The sequence below is a fragment of the Cellvibrio sp. KY-GH-1 genome (assembly GCF_008806975.1).
Lineage (GTDB): Bacteria > Pseudomonadota > Gammaproteobacteria > Pseudomonadales > Cellvibrionaceae > Cellvibrio.
The window spans coordinates 4,310,549-4,330,124 of record NZ_CP031728.1; the positions used below are offsets into that span (position 1 = coordinate 4,310,549).

At 47.8% G+C, this 19,576-nt stretch carries 14 protein-coding genes; 3 read left to right on the top strand and 11 right to left on the bottom strand.

Going from position 1 to position 19,576, the window contains the following annotated elements:
* Nucleotides 1–72: 72 nt before the first annotated feature.
* The 3 genes from D0C16_RS18170 (at nt 73) to D0C16_RS18180 (ending at nt 7,458) form a co-directional block, all read left to right on the top strand.
* Complete coding sequence (locus tag D0C16_RS18170; protein ID WP_151033670.1) at nt 73–972, top strand: peptidoglycan DD-metalloendopeptidase family protein; 900 nt, start codon at nt 73–75, stop codon at nt 970–972.
* Between the two features lie 108 nt (nt 973–1,080).
* Complete coding sequence (locus D0C16_RS18175; protein WP_151033671.1) at nt 1,081–6,738, top strand: alpha-2-macroglobulin; 5,658 nt, start codon at nt 1,081–1,083, stop codon at nt 6,736–6,738.
* Nucleotides 6,739–6,804: 66 nt separating this feature from the next.
* Nucleotides 6,805–7,458 (top strand): hypothetical protein, encoded by a 654-nt coding sequence (locus D0C16_RS18180; RefSeq protein ID WP_151033672.1) that lies wholly within the window; start codon nt 6,805–6,807, stop codon nt 7,456–7,458.
* 277 nt (nt 7,459–7,735) lie between these two features.
* Here the strand turns inward: D0C16_RS18180 and D0C16_RS18185 are convergent, their stop codons facing one another.
* The 11 genes from D0C16_RS18185 to D0C16_RS18235 form a co-directional block, all read right to left on the bottom strand.
* A complete protein-coding gene (locus tag D0C16_RS18185) occupies nt 7,736–8,257 on the bottom strand; it encodes a hypothetical protein (protein WP_151033673.1) in 522 nt (173 codons plus the stop codon).
* Entirely contained in the window at nt 8,238–9,329 is a 1,092-nt protein-coding gene (locus D0C16_RS18190) for a hypothetical protein (protein WP_151033674.1), read from the bottom strand. Before D0C16_RS18190 ends, D0C16_RS18185 begins: the two co-directional genes overlap by 20 nt.
* 1,134 nt (nt 9,330–10,463) lie before the next feature.
* Nucleotides 10,464–10,871, bottom strand: a complete 408-nt coding sequence (locus D0C16_RS18195) for a hypothetical protein (protein ID WP_151033675.1) — start codon at nt 10,869–10,871, stop codon at nt 10,464–10,466.
* Complete coding sequence (locus D0C16_RS18200; RefSeq protein ID WP_151033676.1) at nt 10,849–12,093, bottom strand: glycoside hydrolase family protein; 1,245 nt, start codon at nt 12,091–12,093, stop codon at nt 10,849–10,851. The genes D0C16_RS18195 and D0C16_RS18200 overlap by 23 nt, the downstream gene beginning before the upstream one ends.
* A gap of 400 nt (nt 12,094–12,493) precedes the next feature.
* Nucleotides 12,494–13,462, bottom strand: a complete 969-nt coding sequence (locus D0C16_RS18205; protein WP_151033677.1) for a class 1 fructose-bisphosphatase — start codon at nt 13,460–13,462, stop codon at nt 12,494–12,496.
* 87 nt (nt 13,463–13,549) lie between these two features.
* Nucleotides 13,550–14,629: a class II fructose-bisphosphate aldolase gene (fbaA, locus tag D0C16_RS18210; RefSeq protein ID WP_191968737.1), complete on the bottom strand. Its 1,080-nt coding sequence runs from the start codon at nt 14,627–14,629 to the stop codon at nt 13,550–13,552.
* 235 nt (nt 14,630–14,864) lie between these two features.
* Complete coding sequence (gene tpiA, locus D0C16_RS18215; protein ID WP_151033679.1) at nt 14,865–15,629, bottom strand: triose-phosphate isomerase; 765 nt, start codon at nt 15,627–15,629, stop codon at nt 14,865–14,867.
* 68 nt (nt 15,630–15,697) lie between these two features.
* The gene (locus tag D0C16_RS18220) at nt 15,698–15,901 is read right to left on the bottom strand and encodes a hypothetical protein (protein ID WP_151033680.1); all 204 of its coding nucleotides are present in this window, start codon (nt 15,899–15,901) and stop codon (nt 15,698–15,700) included.
* Nucleotides 15,902–16,173: 272 nt separating this feature from the next.
* Nucleotides 16,174–17,772, bottom strand: coding sequence for a sensor domain-containing diguanylate cyclase (locus tag D0C16_RS18225; protein WP_151033681.1), 1,599 nt, complete (start codon nt 17,770–17,772; stop codon nt 16,174–16,176).
* A 44-nt stretch (nt 17,773–17,816) separates the two neighbouring features.
* The gene (locus tag D0C16_RS18230) at nt 17,817–18,236 is read right to left on the bottom strand and encodes a hypothetical protein (RefSeq protein ID WP_151033682.1); all 420 of its coding nucleotides are present in this window, start codon (nt 18,234–18,236) and stop codon (nt 17,817–17,819) included.
* Nucleotides 18,236–19,498: a hypothetical protein gene (locus D0C16_RS18235; RefSeq protein WP_225318747.1), complete on the bottom strand. Its 1,263-nt coding sequence runs from the start codon at nt 19,496–19,498 to the stop codon at nt 18,236–18,238. Before D0C16_RS18235 ends, D0C16_RS18230 begins: the two co-directional genes overlap by 1 nt.
* Nucleotides 19,499–19,576 lie beyond the last annotated feature (78 nt).

The following is a 19,576-nucleotide window of genomic DNA, read 5'->3' on the forward strand; positions in this document are numbered from 1 at the left end:
CAAAAGCCACTTCATTTACATGGAGTGGCTTTTTTGTTGTTTGTGCCTCAGCAGGAGCCTCACAAGGAAGCTATGTATATTTTCAAGCTTACAATCCTCATCTGGTTATTGGTTAGTTCCCAATTACTATTGGCGGAAATCTACAAATATCAGGACGCAAATGGTAAATGGCAATACACCGATAAAAAGCCCAAAGAATCAACCGCTGAAGTGGTTGACTACAAAAGCAGTGAAAAAAAGCAGTTGGGTCCAGAATTTGTTGTCGTCCAGCGCCAAGCTAATAATGTGTTGCGCGTTACTAATCCATTTCATGGCCCTATCGAAATTGAGCTACTTTCATCGCAGCTTCAGGGCGGGCGAAAGTCGTGGCTAATTCCAGCACAAGGGCGACTGGATTTATTTCAAAGCGAAAATCCGGTCGAAGCCTATAAGTACCGTTGGCAATTAGGGGATTCCAAAGTCACACTTTCCGATCAAACCTATCAATTTCCAGTAAACACGCTGTCCTGCACTTATATTTCGCAGGCCTTCAACGGACGTTTTTCTCACTCAAAAGATCATTCTCGCTACGCGGTGGATATCGCCATGAATGTGGGCACGCCCATAGTTGCCGCTCGTGCCGGGGTCGTCGTTGGTGTGAAAGACGATTATCACATGGGGGGTGTGAATGAATATTTTCTGGATAAAGGCAATTACGTTATTGTTATGCATGAGGACGGTAGTTTTGCCAGTTACTTCCATATTCTGCTTGGCACTGCGTCAGTAAAAGCCGGTGACAAGGTGAAATCCGGGCAGTTACTTGCCAAATCCGGGTCGTCTGGTTTTTCTTCCGGACCTCATTTGCATTTTGTCGTGAGTCGCAATGCCGATTTTAAAAGCGTATCGGTTCCGTTTCATTTTGTTACTCGGGATGGAAATACAGTTTATCCAACCGAAGGCCTGAAAATATGTGATCAATTAGTTCGCGGATAGGTACGAATTGAATTACTTTTAAGGCGCTTTTAATCGCTCGTCGCAAATTAGCAGTAAAAGTCAGTTACACAAACGATTTACCAAATCACAATCAAACAGGGATTAACTATGCGTGTTCAATGGGTTTCATGGTGCGTAATGGCGATGGCGACTATGTTGCTGGTTGCCTGCGATAAATCAACGCCGACATCATCGTCAACGGCACCAGCGGAGGTCGCCAAGGCGGCGCAGGTGGCACCGGCGTGGGATGCGCATATCGCCGAATATCCCAAGGGGTGGATTGCGACTGAAGCGCCCCTCTATATCCGCTTTACCCATCCGGTGGTTTCGGCCGAGCAAGTGAACACCGCGTTTGATTCGAAATTAATTAGTTTGGATAACAAAATTCCGGTCAATCTCACCTTTACCTCAACTACCGATTTACGGATTCAGCCCGCTGAGCGGCTGCCGAGTGATACGCCTATTCGCATTAGTTTGAATCCCAAAGGGTTACAGGGCGTTGAGCAGTCACTCGATGATTTTGCGTTTGATGTGCGCACCATCAAGCAGGATTTTGATTTGAAGGTGAACAGCCTGAGTGTCATGACCGGTAATGAAGAGCAAATGCAATTGAGCGGCAGCATTATTACGGCGGATACGGCCGAGTTGGATAGGGTAAAAAAAGTGCTCTCACTACGCGTGAATGACACTATGGCCGACGCCGTTTGGACGCAAGAGACAGATAAAAAGACGCACAATTTTTTACTGACCGGAATTAATCGCACGGATACGACCGACAATATTCATTTGGAGTGGGATGGTGCCCCACTCGGTTCTTCCGATAAAGGCGCACGCGATTTGGAAATTCCGGCGTTAAAAGTATTTCAAGTCACGGGCGTACAGGTGATCCGTGAGCCGAATCCCGCCATTGAAATTCAATTTTCGGATGAGTTGGATAGCAATCAAAATATCAGTGGCTTAATCAGTTTGGGCGGAAAGCCGGTTAGCGCGATTATCGATGGCAGTGTAATTCGCCATACTCTTGATCAAAACCCCAGCGGTGAATTGGATTTGGTCGTCAACGCAGCGGTGAGCAGTAATAAACAAAAAACATTGGCTAACGACTATCAACAAAAACTGGTATTGCAGTTGGTAAAACCCCTGGTGCGCTTTGTGGGCAAAACGTCCATCCTGCCACCGGCCAGTCAAATTTCTGTGCCCTTTGAGGCGGCGGGTGTGGATTCAGTACAGGTGATTGCTTTTAAAGTATTTGCCAATAATATCGGCCAATATTTGCAGGACTATCAATTAACCTCCGCGACCGCAGCATCCGATACCGGTCGTTACCTCTGGCGTAAAACCTATCGCCTGCCGGAAATTCCGCGCGCGGGTGCGCAGCGTTTTAATCTGGATCTCACCGAATTAATGGCCCAACATCCAGATGGTTTAATTCGCGTGGAGTTGCGCATTGATCGCAGCAATTCTGTGTACACCTGCGATTCAGCGCGCCCGAGTGAGCCGGTCAGCAAAATGCCGGAAAATAGCGATGGCGAAAATTACTACGAGCGCGAAGAAGAGCCGGCTTGGTATCAGCAGTATTACCAATCGCAAGGTTATTACAATTACAGCGAACGCAATAACCCCTGCGACGATACCTACTATTACTACGGCGATGAAATTTCTTCCGCGCGCAATTTTATAGTGTCCAATATTGGTTTAATGGCCAAGCGTGCCGATGGCAATCAACTGCATATTATCAGTACCGAATTAAATTCAGCCAAACCCTTGAGTGGCACGGAGATTACCGCGTACAACTATCAGCGCCAGCCGATTGGTACAGGCACTACGGACAGCTACGGCATGCTGCAATTAACTACGGATGGAGTGCCGTTTTATTTAGAAGCAAAAAATGGTAAGCAGCCAGGTTATCTGCGTTTGCGCAACAGCGAAGCGCTGCCTACCAATCAGTTTGATGTGAGTGGCGAACATATCAAAGGTGGTTTAAAAGGTTTCCTCTACGGCGAGCGCGATGTGTGGCGCCCGGGCGATGATATCTTCCTCACTTTTATTCTGGAAGATAAAACCCAACAGTTACCGCCCAACCACCCTGTATCGCTGGATTTATTTGATCCGAGCGGCAAAAAAGTGGCCAGCCAAACCAGCGTGCAACCGGTCAATGATTTTTATACGTTTAATCTGAAAACCGAAGAAACGGCGCCCACTGGAAACTATCGCGCTGTAGTTCATGTGGGTAACCGCTATTTCGATCAAATTTTAAAAATCGAAATGGTAGTGCCCAACCGTTTGAAAGTGGATCTAACGCTCGCTGAAAATCCGCTGCGTATGTCCAGTATGCCCAGCAAGGTTTCCCTGTTTGCGCAATGGTTGCAAGGCGCGACCGCCAAGAATTTAAAAACCGATTCAGAATTAAAACTCTTCGCGCGCAAATCGGTGTTCACCGGTTTTGAACAATTTAATTTTGATGATCCAGTACGTGCATTTGCCGGTAGCACACAAAAAGTGTTTGATGGCAAAGTAGATGAGAAAGGCTACGCCGAATTTCCGGTGGAGGTCAGTCTCTCATCGCCGCCACCAGGAAAATTAACCGCCTCCTTTACTACCCGTGTATTTGAAGAGAGCGGTAACTTCAGCACCATTTTACGCCCCTATGAATTGCTGCCCTTTGATCACTGGGTGGGCTTAAATATTCCCAAAGGCAGCGGCTACATGGATGCCATTGGCCGCGATGAAGATCATCCGGTAATCATCCAAACCCTGGGGGAAGATGGCAAAGCTGAAGCTAATCGCAGCGTTGAAATTAATGTGTACGAAATTGGCTGGCGTTGGTGGTGGGATGAAGAGGCGGAAAATCTCGCTGAATATTTTAATAATTCTACTCACACCGCTGTGCACACCGAAACTCTGGTGAGCGATGAAAATGGCCGCATTAATTGGCAGTTGGAAAAAAATAAATACGACTGGGGCCGTCATATTATTCGTGTGTGTGATATTGACTCCGGTGAGGCAGGTCATTGCTCCGGTGAAGTTGTATATCTGGGCTGGAGCTATGATTCCTCCGCATCGAGTGATTCCGCCACGCAAATGATGTTATCCACCGATAAAGAAAAATATTCAGTGGGTGATACTGCAAAAGTAAAACTGCCCAAAGCGCGTGAGGGCCGTGTGTTGCTCAGTATTGAAAATGGTACTGGCGTATTGGAAACCCGTTGGCTGGATTTGCAAGCGGGTCAAACCGAAATTGATATTCCTATTACCCAGGCGATGGCGCCCAATGTGTACGCGCATGTTGCGTTGTTGTTGCCCCATCAGGAGCGTGTTGCCGAGGCACCCATGCGCTTGTACGGCATAGTGCCGCTGCTGGTAGAAAACCCACAGACGCGTTTACAACCGACGCTGGATGTTGCCGAAAAAGTGCGCCCGGAAACTGAATTCACTATTAAAGTGGGTGAACAACATCAACGTGCGATGACTTACACATTGGCGATGGTCGATGAAGGCCTGCTCGGTTTAACCAATTTCCATGTGCCCGATGCGCACGGTTATTTTTACAAACGCGAAGCTTTAGGCGTGCGCACCTGGGATTTATTTGATCAGGTAGTCGGGGCCTACGGTGCATCGCTGGAGCGCGTGCTTGCGGTCGGTGGTTCCGATGCGGCGCTGGAAGCTGAGCGCAAACGCCGCGAGCGTCGCTTCCCGCCGGTGGTGCAATTCCTCGGCGCCTTTGAATTAAAAGCTGGCGAAGTGCGCGAGCATAAAATTAAATTGCCACCCTATATGGGCTCGGTGCGCGTGATGTTGGTTGCCGGTGATACCGCGAACAATGCGAAAAAAGAAGATGCTGTTACTGCTTACGGCAACATCGAAAAAACCGTCACAGTCACGCAGCCGGTCACGCTGTTTGCTACTTTGCCGCGCGTGCTTGGCCCGGGGGAGTCGGTAAATCTGCCGGTGAACGTATTTGTCAGCGAAGCCAATATCAACAAGGTAGAAATTTCCGTAGAAGCGAACGAAATTTTTACCGTGGAAAAAGGCAGTGCTGAATTGCAATTCAGTGAGCCGGGCGATGCGATTGCCAGTTTGAAATTAAAAGTGAATGATCGCATTGGCAAAGGTCATGTGAAAGTAACGGCACGTTCAGGTGATGAAGTGGCGGTGCAAGAAATTTATATCGATTCGCGCGCGGCAAATCCACCTACCACTGTGTGGGAATCCAAAGTATTGCAACCGGGGGAAACCTGGGGATCGCCGTTAAAAGCCAACGGCATGATTGGCACCAATACCGCCTCGCTGGAAGTCAGCACGCTTCCGCCGTTAAATCTGGATGAACGCCTGGGCTATTTAATTAGCTATCCGCACGGTTGTATCGAGCAAACCACCTCGTCGGTCTTTCCACAATTGCGTCTCGCTAAATTGGTAAATTTAACAGATGTTCAAAAAGCCGAAATTGATAACAACATTAAGGCGGGCATTAAACGCCTAACGGGATTCCAACACGCCAGCGGTGGCTTCTCCTACTGGCCGGGCGATGCTTATGTGAACGAGTGGGCATCCAGCTATGCGGGGCATTTCTTGCTGGAAGCCAAGCGCGCCGGTTACGCAGTTCCCAAATCACTGTTGGATAATTGGGTGAAATACCAAAGCGGCGCCGCGCGCAATCCACAAATTGCGGGCAATTACTACGATGAAATGGTTTTGGCGTATCGCCTCTACACGCTGGCATTAGCGGATAAAGCCGAATTGCCGGCCATGAATCGTTTGCGCGAAACCTTAAAAAACAATTTGAATGCATCGCAAGCCGAATACCGCATGCCTGCGCGCTGGTTGCTCGCCATGAGCTATCAGCATGTTGGACTAAAAGATGCCGCCACCGATGTGCTGGGTCAACTCTACAATCTAGTACCCACCTATAAAGACGCGGGTTACACCTATGGTTCGGATTTGCGTGATCGAGGTTTATTGCTGGCCACACTGGTGACCGTGAGCGCGGAAAAAACCCTCACGTGGGAAGTGGCTGAACAGGTTGCCAAAGAGCTTTCCAGCGGCGATTGGTATTCCACGCAAAGTATTGCCTGGGCACTACTGGCGATGAGTGAATTTGCTGCGGCCAATACCAGCGCGAATGATTTGAAATTTGCCGTGCAACAACAAGGTGAAACCAGTTGGGTAACTCAGGGCAGTAACAGTGCCTTCTACAAAATGGCAATCAGTAATCCGCAAGTCAGCGTGCGCAATGACCACGACGCGCCTATCCGGGTGTTGGTAAGTAATCGCGGCATTCCCGCCAATTTGCAAGAAGAACCCGCGAGCAATGGTTTGAGTATGTCGGTGAATTTTTTGACGCTGGATAATAAATCGCTCAGCGTTGAGCAGTTACCGCAGGGGCAGGATTTTGTAGCCGAAGTTACCATTCATGGCGAGTTCGATAAATTGCTACTCGACAATATTGAAAATATCGCACTCAACGCCGTAGTTCCGAGCGGCTGGCAAATCCGCAACGAACGCCTCGAGGGTGCGCAAATGCCCAAAGGCATAGACTATATGGACATTCGCGACGACCGCGTGCTGGCCTACTACTCATTGTGGCGCAACTACTACTGGTACTACCGCTACCAGGAACGCAACCAAACCAGCATAACCCTGCGCATTATTTTAAACGCGAGCTACGCCGGAAAATTCTACCTACCCGGCTGGCACACCAGCGCCATGTACAATGAGAAAATTAATGCGAAGACCAAAGGGTATTGGGTAGAGGTTGTGGCGAAGTAAAATGTGCGGCCAAGGTTTATTGAAGTAATTAACCTTGGTCGTTAATCAACTTAATGTGATTAAAATATGGAAAAGATTTTTATTTTCGCTTTAACGATGAGTATTTCAATGGGACTATTTGCAAAAGAAACCCAGGAGCAGAAGTTCTGGTCTTGGTTTGTTAAGCATCAAGATGCATTGTTTGTAAATAATGCATCTGATGGCGAAATTCTGGATCGTCTTTCGGGTAAGCTGACTGAGTACGGTGACGGGCTAACATTCGAACTATCCTCCGAGCGCGAAGGCAAGCGAGAGTTAATAATAAGTGCCGACGGCATCAGGGATTTATTTCCTTCTGTTCAAAAGCTGACAGCCTCTGCCCCGGATTTAAAAAAATGGGAAGTTATTGCCTTTAGGCCTCGAATGGATGATTTTGCCAAGTTCACGTTAACCTATGCCGGGGTGGATTTTGATCCTTCAACCATTTGGATTAAACCCATCATCGATGAAGGTAACTTTGATTTGATTCTCTATCACTCTAACTTAACAGCCGAAAATAAAAATATCATCGTTGCAGGAACTTACATTTTGCTTGACATGGCTATTGGCGAATATGATGTGGTGACTGGTATTAGATATATTGACCATCAACTTTTGCCAGAAAACCCTGCAAATGAAGGTTTGGTTCCATTTTCAGAATTGAGATATTTATTTGATAAACATAAAGGTGGCGCAAAATAATAGGATTCCAAACTATCTCCCAAGGCATAACACTTATGTTTTCATTTAGAAGGGATAATACTCCTCTATCCTTTTAAAATATTGTAAGTATGGGCGGTATTTCTATTGGTATCTGCGACCACAGATGGTTCTGCGTTCGTAGGATTTTTTCAGCAATCAAAGGCTCTTCTTCTGCTGCTTTTTTCGAACTCCTCTGCGGCTTCGTACGTGTTTCAGCACTTAAAGAAAAAGATGTCTTCAATAGTTGGCTATAGAGTTGAGAGATTAGCTGGGTGATCTAGAGATAACACTGCATTTGTTGTGAATCCCAAGAGCGCTTCCCATTGATTAAGGAGAAGATCTTATTGCAGGCAACTGTTTTTTCTGGGACTGCAACATACAACTTTATGAAGGGTCTAGGAGTCGTAGAAGAGGCGCCACTGGCATTACATAAAAAGACCTTCTTGGAGGAAAGCTCAAATGTTTTCTCATTCCATATAAATTCATCATGCTTGGATTCGTAATTCTCAATATTTGAGCTTATCAATATTGGTTCTGGGTTGTTGTCTCTGATGATTGCTATGCTTGGAGCCTTGCCTTCAGTTAATAAGGTACCGTCAGGAATGTTAATATTATCGGTGCTCGATTTAAATTTTTTGCTTACAAAAATAGCCCATTCTTCGTTGCCCGATACTATACCTTTTTGAACTCGAATCTCTTTTGGGCAGTTAGGTGCATTGTAAAATTGTTCAGCAAACAGTGGCTGGCAAAATGGAAGGCCTAAAATAAAAAAACAAGTTTTAGTTGATAATAACCGCATAGTACTTATCCAGATGTTTGGCTAGGGTGGAGCTATTTGAAGGATCATTTTGCATTGTCGCTTTGTGAACTTTGTTGGGCATGTCCCCTCGTTTATATTGATGATATACAGAAACACTGTTCTCTAATGGTGAGTACCCACCCGACGATTTGTCGTATACAAATAGATGCCCACTTAAATTGGGAAGCCCATTGTTTGTGGATGGATAAACTAATTTCCCTTTCCCGTTATCAACAAAAGTTGCAAAAATAGTTTTATCGGGTATTTCTCCTCCGAAATCTGAAAGTTTTCTACCGGGTTTTATATGAGTTGTATTTGGTAACCCAAATCCATCTCCGAGAGAATAGCATTCGTGCTTGCCTGTATATGAAGACAATATTTGATTGCTGTCCTCAAATTTATCTATATCCCAATGCACGATATGGTCCCCATAATCATGCAAGGTTCCATATTTCCCTTTCAATACTTTGTAGGGTGGTTTTGGTTGTTCGGTCGCATTAGCTTCATTGGGGGCAACTTTTTCTGAAACAACAACATTTGTGACTGCAACTGCTTGTTCTCCTCGTTTCTGCGAAACTCTCGGCGGTGCCGGTATGTATTCCTGCACTTTTTCTTTTGCTAAAGCAAAAGGCGTCTCCATGAGTTCATCCATAAAGGTGCGGGCTTTGCGGGTGTGCCATTGGTGGGTGATGTTGTCTAAGTGGAGTTTGATAAAGCGGCCGCCGCAAAAAAAACGATGCGCATCTATCCATTCGCCATTGTGCGGATGTGCCGGGTTTTCTTTCCACTCGAATGCGGCAACGAAAGGTTTTCCGGTGCGGCAGATGCTTAGGTAGTGGCCGTCGTGCATCATGTCGCGCAGCCGATCTTCGGTGTGGGCGTAATGTTGGATCGGGTCGTAGTTTCCGAATTCGGCGGCGATAAATTCACGTAGGTTAATGACACGCTGCCAGGGATTATTGGGATTGTTAAAGGCGTCGAAGGTGCGCGTAAAACCAAAGCTGGGGTGTTCAACGAAAGGAATGTCTTCCCAATCAAGTTCGTTGATGCGTTTTATTTCGAAAAGGTCCATTCGCAATTCCTTATGATAAAAATTTTTGGTTTCCGTTCGGTAAAATCTATGGGCAGCGAGGTTAGCCAGTCTGCGCATTTGGGTCAATCAGCAGGGTTGAAGGATTTTCATTTTGTGGGGTGGCTAACGGATTTAGATGCCACAATAAAAGCCGACGTGACGGGCCTACAATTACTTGATTGTAAGCGAGCTACAATCAACAGTCTTCCAATTAATTACCACTGGTGAGTTTGTTTTCGGATCATACATCCCTTGCGTTACAACACGTAAACATTCACTACTTTTCTGGTAATTAAAAATGCAGTATTGCTCGCCCGTACCGCTACAGGATTCGATCTCAATAAAGTTATTTTGTTTATAGGTGAGCGCTTCTCCGAAATCGTTTTCGAGTTCTCCGTTCTCGAATTTTGTAAAAGTCGTGAGGGGCTTCCAACCGATTATTATCAACTCGCCTCTTGCTTGGTAAAAATCAATTCCTTGCTAAAATGGTGCATCGGCTTTGGCAAATACTGAAAGTAACAAGAGCCAAACAATCCATAGAAAAATGGAAAAAGCGAATATTATTGAATTATTATAGGGTTGTCGCAATCTGGTTGATTCCTTTTATCTATTAACTGCCCTTATTGCAACTTTTCCGCAAAACAATAACCGTTTTTATTGCAAGATTGTTCGCCTGTGACGCACAAATAAATATCGCTACGACACCCGGTTGCAGATCCACAGTGATAGTATTCGAAAATTAACAAGTCTAATTTGTCATCACCATTAACGTCCTTCTCCTGATGATTCACTTTATTAATTTTCAAGGGCTTGTGTCGATCGGGCTCTTCGTTGTTTATCTTTCGTAAGTAATCCTGCTTCACGTCCGCAATACTATACAGATCACTGGCTAAGGCTTCCGTGGAAATGCTAATCAAAACGCTTATGCAAAATCTAATAATCATATCTATCTGCTGAATTTAGAAATAGTCTTCTAAGTATTCAGCTTTCTAAAGGCTCTAAAAATCATTAGAATATTTGTTCGCCTAACCTATGCCAATTGATATCGTTACCCTTGCACCTGTTACAGTACTAGCGGAACAACGTATTCAAGCTTTGTAGTTTCTATTCGGTGTACTTATATAATTGGCTGGTCTATTTGTTTTGGCTCAATGAGCTGCATTCGATAAATTTCCAATTGTGAATTTTCAGAGAATTCTGGATTTCATCAATTTCTCCGATAGTCACTACTTGCAAGCATTTTTCAGATTTAATGTAGTTGAATGAGCAATAAGGTATTCCTGCGAGTGAACAACCTTCTATTTCTGCAATGCCTGCAGATTTGATTTTCTTGGCATCCCCAATTGATTTTCGATATGTTCCATCTTCCATTTTTTCATTTGTAACTAGTGGGCTCCATCCATCTGCAATCAAATCAGATCTTGCTTCTACTATGAAGGAACCTTTTTTCAAGTTAACTTCCTCTAAGGTTTCTTCAGCAATCGTGGGTGGCCCTATAAAACAAAAAATTAGTAAAATATTATTTTTGAAGGTTTTTATCATTAGCAATATCCTCATATTTTTTTAATAAAGGTGCGAGAGGTCTTGATCCGCCCCACTTACTTTGCCCATCTGGCCCGGCAGGAAAGGCATCCCAATCTTTTGATGCTTTATATATCGCCCCTTCGATGTTACCTGATTGTATAGATTCAATCGTTCCTTGTGATTTCAATAGCCCAATTGCTGCTAAATCTTGATTGGACGGTGAAAAATCTGATAGGCCTAACTTGTTAGCATAATAATCCCATGTTGAAGGCTGAAATTGATAGGCACCTGCAGCGGAACTTTTCCATTTAACTCCATCTGTTTCATACTGAACGCTGATCCGTGGGTGATCTTCATACCCGTCAAATATCTTACCTCCGTTGATTACGTTATAACGATCTCCGCTTTCGACTGACCTCAGCAATCTGAGAAACGCAATAATTTTTGGTTCTAATATTAACTTTTTGATTTCTTCCTGCTCTCGCAGGCCAGCGATTTTGCTTTTTAGTAGTGAGTTTGTTTTCCCTCCGAATTTGCCATCAATGTCATCTCCAGTGAACCCTAACTCTTGCTGTAATAACCTGACCTCTTCGCCTTGAGATCCAATTGTTAAGCCCTCAGACAGGGTAAGGATTCGAGTTAATTTTGCGTTGGTTTGGGTGTTAACTACTGGCAGAACTTCCGGTTCAATTTTAGGGGCGGGAGCCACTGGTAGTGTCGCCCTCTCCGGAATCCGATTCGGAACCCTCGGCGGTGCCGGTATGTATTCCTGTACTTTTTCTTTTGCTAAAGCAAAAGGCGTCTCCATGAGTTCATCCATAAAGGTGCGGGCTTTGCGGGTGTGCCATTGGTGGGTGATGTTGTCTAAGTGGAGTTTGATAAAGCGGCCGCCGCAAAAAAAACGATGCGCATCTATCCATTCGCCATTGTGCGGATGTGCCGGGTTTTCTTTCCACTCGAATGCGGCAACGAAAGGTTTTCCGGTGCGGCAGATGCTTAGGTAGTGGCCGTCGTGCATCATGTCGCGCAGCCGATCTTCGGTGTGGGCGTAATGTTGGATCGGGTCGTAGTTTCCGAATTCGGCGGCGATAAATTCACGTAGGTTAATGACACGCTGCCAGGGATTATTGGGATTGTTAAAGGCGTCGAAGGTGCGCGTAAAACCAAAGCTGGGGTGTTCAACGAAAGGAATGTCTTCCCAATCAAGTTCGTTGATGCGTTTTATTTCGAAAAGGTCCATTCGCAATTCCTTATGATAAAAATTTTTGGTTTCCGTTCGGTAAAATCTATGGGCAGCGAGGTTAGCCAGTCTGCGCATTTGGGTCAATCAGCAGGGTTGAAGGATTTTCATTTTGTGGGGTGGCTAACGGATTTAGATGCCACAATAAAAACCCGATGCAGGGCAAGCAATGGCGAGATTTTATCCTGCTTGCTTTTGGGGAACTTGTTTTTCGACTTGTTTGGATTTCTGCGACAGTTAAGACTTGAAAGTCCTCTCAGCCCGCGCAGTAATAAGTTCGAGTGTTTTCTTTCGTTAGGCAGTGCTCTATTCACGCAATTAAGCTAACTCACTCTGTAGCAGGTGAGTTAGCTATTTGTTTGTGTACCTTTTTTTGAAAATAACTGGGACTTTTTGAGAGTTATCTCAGATACCCAAGGCAAGTTTCCACCTCATTCGCTGAACCTAAAATTACCGCCACACGTTCATGCAAGGCGCTGGGTTGAATGTCCAGAATGCGCTGGCTTTCGCTCCAAGCTTTGCCGCCGGCGTTTTCGATGAGCATGGCCATGGGGTTGGCTTCGTAGAGCAAGCGCAATTTCGCCGGTTGCTTTGGGTTGCGGTTGTCAGATGGGTACATAAATATTCCGCCTCGACAAATTACACGGTGGACATCGCCCACCATGGCGGCGTTCCAGCGCATATTAAAGTTCTTTGCCCGTGGGCCGCTTTCGCCAGCGACTAAATCACTAATGTAGTTGCGCATGGATTGATTCCAAAAGCGCTGGTTGCTCATATTGATGGCAAATTCTTTAGTGTCGGGCGGAATCTGAATGTCCTTTGCGGTACGCAAAAATGTGCCTTGGGTGGCATCCAACGTGAAGGTGTGAGTGCCTTTGCCGGTGGTGATTACTAATAGCGTGGATGGACCATAAAGTACATAGCCTGCGCAGACTTGCTGGGTTCCCGGCTGGCGAAATTGCGCTTCGTCATTAGCGGCGAGATTTTTTTGTGCGCGATAGATACTGAAAATAGTGCCGATTTGACCGTTGATATCGATATTGGATGAACCGTCGAGCGGATCAAAGGCGATAATAAATTCACCCGCAGAATTGCCGGCCACGACGGTATCTTCTTCTTCCGAAGCAATAGCGCACACATGCGGACAGGCAAGCAATAAATCTTTTAATAATTGATTGCTAATTACATCCAGTTGCTTCTGGGTTTCGCCTTGAATATTTTCATCTTGTGTTGAGCCTAGTACACCGGCCAACGCGCCATGGCGCACACGGAAAGCAATTTCTTTGCTGGCATTGGTCACCACTTCCAGTAATTCGATTAGCGGTGCTGCTACGGCTTGTTCGCGCAGGTGTTGAAATAAATTAATCATGAATAATCCTGTCCGGAAAACACGCAAGGCCAATATTACATTGGCCCCGGGTGGTATTAGTCGGTGATGCTGTTGAGGCTGCGCAATTTACACATAGCGATTCAGGCAATTTAAATCCGCAAAGGATTGCTCCAAGCGCTTGGCCATATATTCTTCGCTTTGACGCAGCCATACGCGCGGGTCGTAGAATTTTTTGTTGGGCTTTTCATCGCCATCCGGGTTGCCGATTTGCCCTTGCAAGTAGGCGCTGTTGGCTTTGTAAAAATCCATAGTGCCTTCCCAGAATGCCCATTGGGTGTCGGTGTCGATATTCATTTTTACGACGCCGTAGTTGAGCGATTCGGCAATCTCTTTGGGATCTGACCCTGAACCGCCGTGAAAAACAAAATTCAGCGGGTTGTGGCCCAAGCGGAATTTTTCGCGCACAAATTCTTGCGAGTTTTTCAAAATAACCGGTGTAAGTTTAACGTTGCCGGGTTTGTACACTCCGTGCACATTGCCGAAGGAAGCCGCGATGGTAAATTTACTGTCGATTGCGCTTAACTTTTCGTAGGCGTAGGCTACGTCTGCGGGCTGGGTGTAGAGCGCGGAATTATCTAACCCGGTATTGTCCACACCGTCTTCCTCACCACCGGTACAACCCAATTCGATTTCCAGCGTAATGCCCAGTTTTTTCATGCGCGCTAAATAATGGGCCGAAATTTCGATGTTTTCTTCCAGGCTCTCTTCCGACAAATCAATCATATGCGAACTAAATAGCGGCTTGCCGGTTTGGGCGATTTGCTGTCCGCTCGCATCGAGCAAACCATCGATCCAGGGTAACAATTTTTTCGCGGCGTGGTCGGTGTGCAGGATGACCGGAATGCCGTAGGCTTCGGCCACTGTGTGAACATAGCGGGCCATGGCAATGGAGCCAAGTACAGAGGCTTTGAGGCCTTCCAGCTTTAAACTTTTACCGCAAAAAAATGCCGCGCCGCCCTGGGAGATTTGCACAATGACCGGCGAGTTAACGTTACGCGCCGCTTCAAGCGTAGCGTTAATGGTGTTGGTGTTTGCTGCGTTAACAGCGGGATAGGCAAAGCCGCCCGCTTTGGCGGCATTCAATAAAGTTTGTACGTCTTCGCCGGTGGCGACCCCTGGGGCTACTAACTGGGCAAGGTTGTTCATCATCAAATCCTGAGCTGTGGTTGATTGTTGTGATGACCGAAGTTGCCGCCGATTGTTTGTTTTCGTTGTACTTCTTTTTAATTAATTGTGTATTACCGCGCGCATGCGCCAGTTAAGCTGTTTTGAATCTCTCCCAACCTCCCTGGCTGCGCGCCCCGTTTCAAAGGGAGGAGCGGCTCCCCTCTTTGAAAAAGAGGGGGTGGGGGAGATTAAAATCGTTAACTATTTTTGAAAACTATTCGTCGGCAAGGTCCGAGGCACGCTCGCAAATAGCAAGGAAGTGGCCGGGGTCCAAACTGGCGCCGCCTACTAGTAATCCGTCGATATCGGGTTGCATCAACAAATCATGGGCGTTGTTTTTATTCACGCTGCCACCGTACAAAATACGCAAACGGTTGGCAGTGTCAGTGTCGTAAATTTCCGCGAGTTCACGGCGAATAAATTGATGCACTTCCTGCGCAATTGTCGGTGTGGCTGCAAGGCCGGTGCCAATGGCCCATACGGGTTCATAGGCAACACATAAATCTTTGTCGTTGAGATCCATTTGCGGCAGCCCTTCGCGCAATTGTTTGCGCAGCACTTGCTCGGTGATATTGGCTTCGCGCTCCTGCTGGTTTTCACCCACACAGAGCACCGGCAATAAATCGTGGCTCAAGGCGGTGCGCACTTTGATCTGACAGCCTTCGTTGTTTTCCGCAAACATGGCGCGGCGTTCCGAGTGGCCAATCAAACACAGCGAGCAGCCGGCTTCTTTCAACATCTGCGCAGAAGTTTCGCCGGTGTATGCGCCGGATTCGTAGCGGCTCAAATTTTGGCTGCCAATTTGCAGTTCAGAAAATTGCAAAAAGGTCATCATGTCGCGCATGTACAAATAGGGTGGGCAAATCGCAATTTGCGCGGCGAAGTGTTTGCCAATAAAGGAGGCAACCGAGGTGCATATCAGGTCCAGGCCGCCGTTTAATTTCCAGTTGGCAATCACTATAGGTTTACGTTGTTTCATGGTTTTCCCGGTTGATCTTGTTGTCGTTATAAATGCTTTGTCGCGGTGGAGGTTACTGCAACCAGACGCTATTGCGTCTGGAGCGGATTGGGCGCGGCGACCGGCGTTTCGTACACGCAGGCCTCGGTGCTGAATCCGTAGTAGGTGTAGGTAAATGGAAAGCACTGGTAGCTGGCCAGTGTATCGCGTTTGGTCGCTGCGGCTTGTGGCTGCGCGTTAGCCTGGGTCGCATCTTGCCGTGGGTTTGCGGCAGTTACATGAGTCCTGTTCACTGGGATTACCTCTGTGATGGGTGACTGTGTGTATTGCCGATAAGGTGAGCTTCTGCAGAGCTGTTAGTAAAAATCCTACACAGCGAAATGCAAACGAGCAAGCAGAGAGCGAAAATATTTTGTTCAAAAATGGTTTTTATTGAATTTTTAATCCTATTTTTTTGGCTTTTTTGTGTGAAAACGTTTCGTTACATAGCGCTTAAAAAATGTAATCGTTTACATTTTTGGGTGATTTTGAGGCAGTAGGTTGAGCGAGGCGCTAGCAGGATAAATCAAGCGGATTCCATCAGCGGATCTTCAGCGCCCGGCTCGTAAATGGCGAAGCTATTTTTGCCGCGCCGTTTGACCGCGTACATGGCCTGGTCGGCGTGTTTGCGCAGGCTGAGTGGATTGTCGCCGTGCTCTGGATAAAGCGCGATGCCTACGCTGATACCGATTTTTTCCTGCACGCCCTGCTGTACTTCAATCGGCGCCTGCTGGGCATCGAGAATTTTTTGCGCGATGCGAGTCACTATGCCGATATTGCCGGCGTGGTTGAGGATAATAAAAAATTCATCGCCGCCCATACGCGCGACCAGGTCGGACTCGCGGACCAGATTACGCAAGCGTTCGGCTACGGTGATTAGCACCTTGTCGCCCGCGTCGTGGCCATAGGTATCGTTGATGTATTTGAACCTATCCAGGTCGATCAGCATCACCGCAAAGGCTTTGTTGCCAATGGGAGTTTGGCTAATTAATGCCTGAAGTGCGGCATCGGCGGCCTGGCGGTTGCGCAGCCCTGTTAGGCTGTCGGTTTCGGCCAGTTCGCGAATGCGCGCTTCGGAATGTTTACGCTGGGTTACGTCGTACATCACCCCTTCAACGGTGGTGCTATCACCCGCAGGGGAAAAAATGCAGTGCACCCAGCGCAGGGTATCTTCAATGTCGCTGCGAATGCGTAAATCGGCCGAATGGGGGCGCTTGCTGACGAGGGCGAGCTTAATCAGTGATTTGGCTTGATCACCATCCAGAAATACCTGGCTGATCAAATCAGTATTTCCACGCGGCTGTTGTTCTGTTTCGTCAATGCCGGTCAGGCGAAAAAACGCCGGGTTGGCAGTCACCAATCTGCCCTGCTCGCGCACCAGAAAAATGCCCGCACTACTGTCTTCAAAAATGCCGCGAAACCGGGTTTCCAGTTGTTCCACGCGATGGCGCAATTGCCGCTCTTCCTCCAGCATTTTTTCGACGGTATGCAGAAGCGCGTTGATATCGCCCGCGAGCAGGCCAATTTCGTCCCCGCGATGGATACGATTGACATCCAGTCGGCCGCCATCGCCGGGGGTGATGCGATGCAGGCTGCCCGACAAGCGCGACAGCGGGCGGGTCATCAACCAGTACACCATTATTAACACAAGTAGTGCTACCAGCCCCGACTGGGCAGCAAGGCCGAGGGCGGTCGACATGGCGGAGTCGCGCGCGCGCGCCGCAATCAACGCCGCATTAGGGACTACGGCCAACTCGCCCACCACTTCTTTGTCGTCAAAGGGCGCCACCAACGAAATTGAAATAAGCTCCTGTTTTATCTCGCGGCTGGTCTTGCCGTTTTGCCCGATGATTTCCTTGCCCGCAAATATTTTGGCTCCAATCACTATGTCGTTTTGGGTTAACCCCGTGACCACTTGCTGGGCGAGCTCGCGATTGCCTACATAAGCGGCAATTGCCGCTGTGGCTTGAACGGTTTCCAACAGCTGCAATACCGAGCGCTCGCTTTCAGCAAAGGAGGTCTTGTAGTCGCGCTGATAAAAGAATTGCGCTGACACCGCCACCACCAGCAGCGCCATTGTGGCAACGCTCAGCGAGACTTTGATGTGCAAACTGTTAATCTTCATATGTCGATTCTAGTTAAGCGCGAGCGATTCTGGTTAGGTGCCCGTTAGCGTGGCAGCTCCATAACTACTTTAACGCCTGCAGGCAATGCCTGACGTGTTACATAGGCAATGGCTTCCACGTCTTTGGCGACGGCGGCAATCACTGATTGGTCATCGTTAAATTGTTCTGGTGGCGACATGCGCCCTGCAAAGACCAGGGTGGCCCAGTAGGCATCCACTTGCGCTTCGCTTTTACCGGTGAGGCGTTTGTAAAAATCGGCGCGCAAGGGCGTACCGGTTTTTAAGTCGAACGTCTGGGCCGGAGCGCCGCCGGGAAAAGCTGACACCCGGCCCATAAATAAATCGATTACCTGTTTTTTCTCCAGCTGGGTAACGGAATTGCGCGCGTTCACGATCACCAGTATGTCTGCCTGGAGTGAGCCGCTGAATAACAGCAGAGTGATTAGCGTAAACAGTTTAGCCATTAAAAAAGCACATCCAATGCGAGACTGGTGACTCTTGGGTCGTGATCTGAATTGCTGTCTTGTGCGGCATTGGTGGCAAACCAGAGCCCCGCTCCAGCTTTATCCACCGTAAATTCTTCTATCTGGAATTTCAGGGCCATTTTGGCGGTGAAATCCCAGCGTGCACCAATTCCATAACTGTGTTGCTTGATGCGTGCGCCATTGATTCGGTTGCGAGTGGCAAGGGACAGATATTGGAGTTGGCTCCCGTAAGGCTCGGGCAGGCCGGTGGGCAATGCGATGCCCAGTTCTGCCTGGCGCGGGCTGGCGTAGCCGGTCAGTCCGTAGATTCCGAGCGAGCCAAAACGTTTACCCAAACTGGCGTAGGCGTGCTCGGCATTAGTGACTAGCATCAAGTCAGAGCCGATGCGGACATACTCGCTTTGGAACCACCAGTCATTGTTGTCGTAATTGAGGCCCAGCTGGTGGTAGCGGAAATCCCGGTTTTTGGATTGCAGTTTGCTCGCAAACTCCCCGGCTCCCGGCCAGAGGGGGGTGAACTGCGTCCAGGCATTGCGCAGGGGTTGGGTCAGGTCACTATTAACTTCTACGGTTACGACGCTGTAGCGCAGCTTCCATTCGCGCCATTCCAGAGTACTGCTAAGACCGAACAAGTCGAAATCAAAATTAATGTGTCGGCCGTTGTTGAAACCAGTGGGGTATTTTTCGTCGGAGTTGCCGTAAAAAGCTTTAAGATTGAGTGTTGTATCGCCCAGCGCAACGCGTTTGGTCAGGTCCATGCCATCGAAATGATAGATTGACGTAAGACCGTAAAGATCCTGGGGCGGGCGTACCCAGGGGAGCGTATAACCCACCTGGCGGAAATCCGAGAGCATAAATGCATCGACACCCAGGCGACCCAGGCGTAAATCCAAACCATCCACCGGACGGTAGCGTACAAAGGCCCACTCGAAGGAGTTGGCCGGGGTATTATCAAACCGATCCTTGGCGACAATTTGGACGGTGGTTTCCCATTGTGCTGACCAGCGCCCCTGCCATTGCAGACCCAGGCGTGAGTCATTCATCCAGTAGCCGTTGTTTTTATATGCGCCGTTGTCCTGAGTGACATCGTTGCGAAATACCAGCTCATCGCTGCTATTGAGCGCAACCCCCAGTGTGGCAAAACCGGAAAAACGGTGGTCCGCCTCCGCCTGTGCGAGAGAACAAGCGCTGGTTAACAGCAGCGTGAATAGCGGGAATAAAACGGATTTGCGTACATCCATGGAGGAACAACCTGCAAAGCTGGCAATCACCAGTGAATCGATATTGACTGAGTATAGCCAGCGAGTCTGGAATTGCAG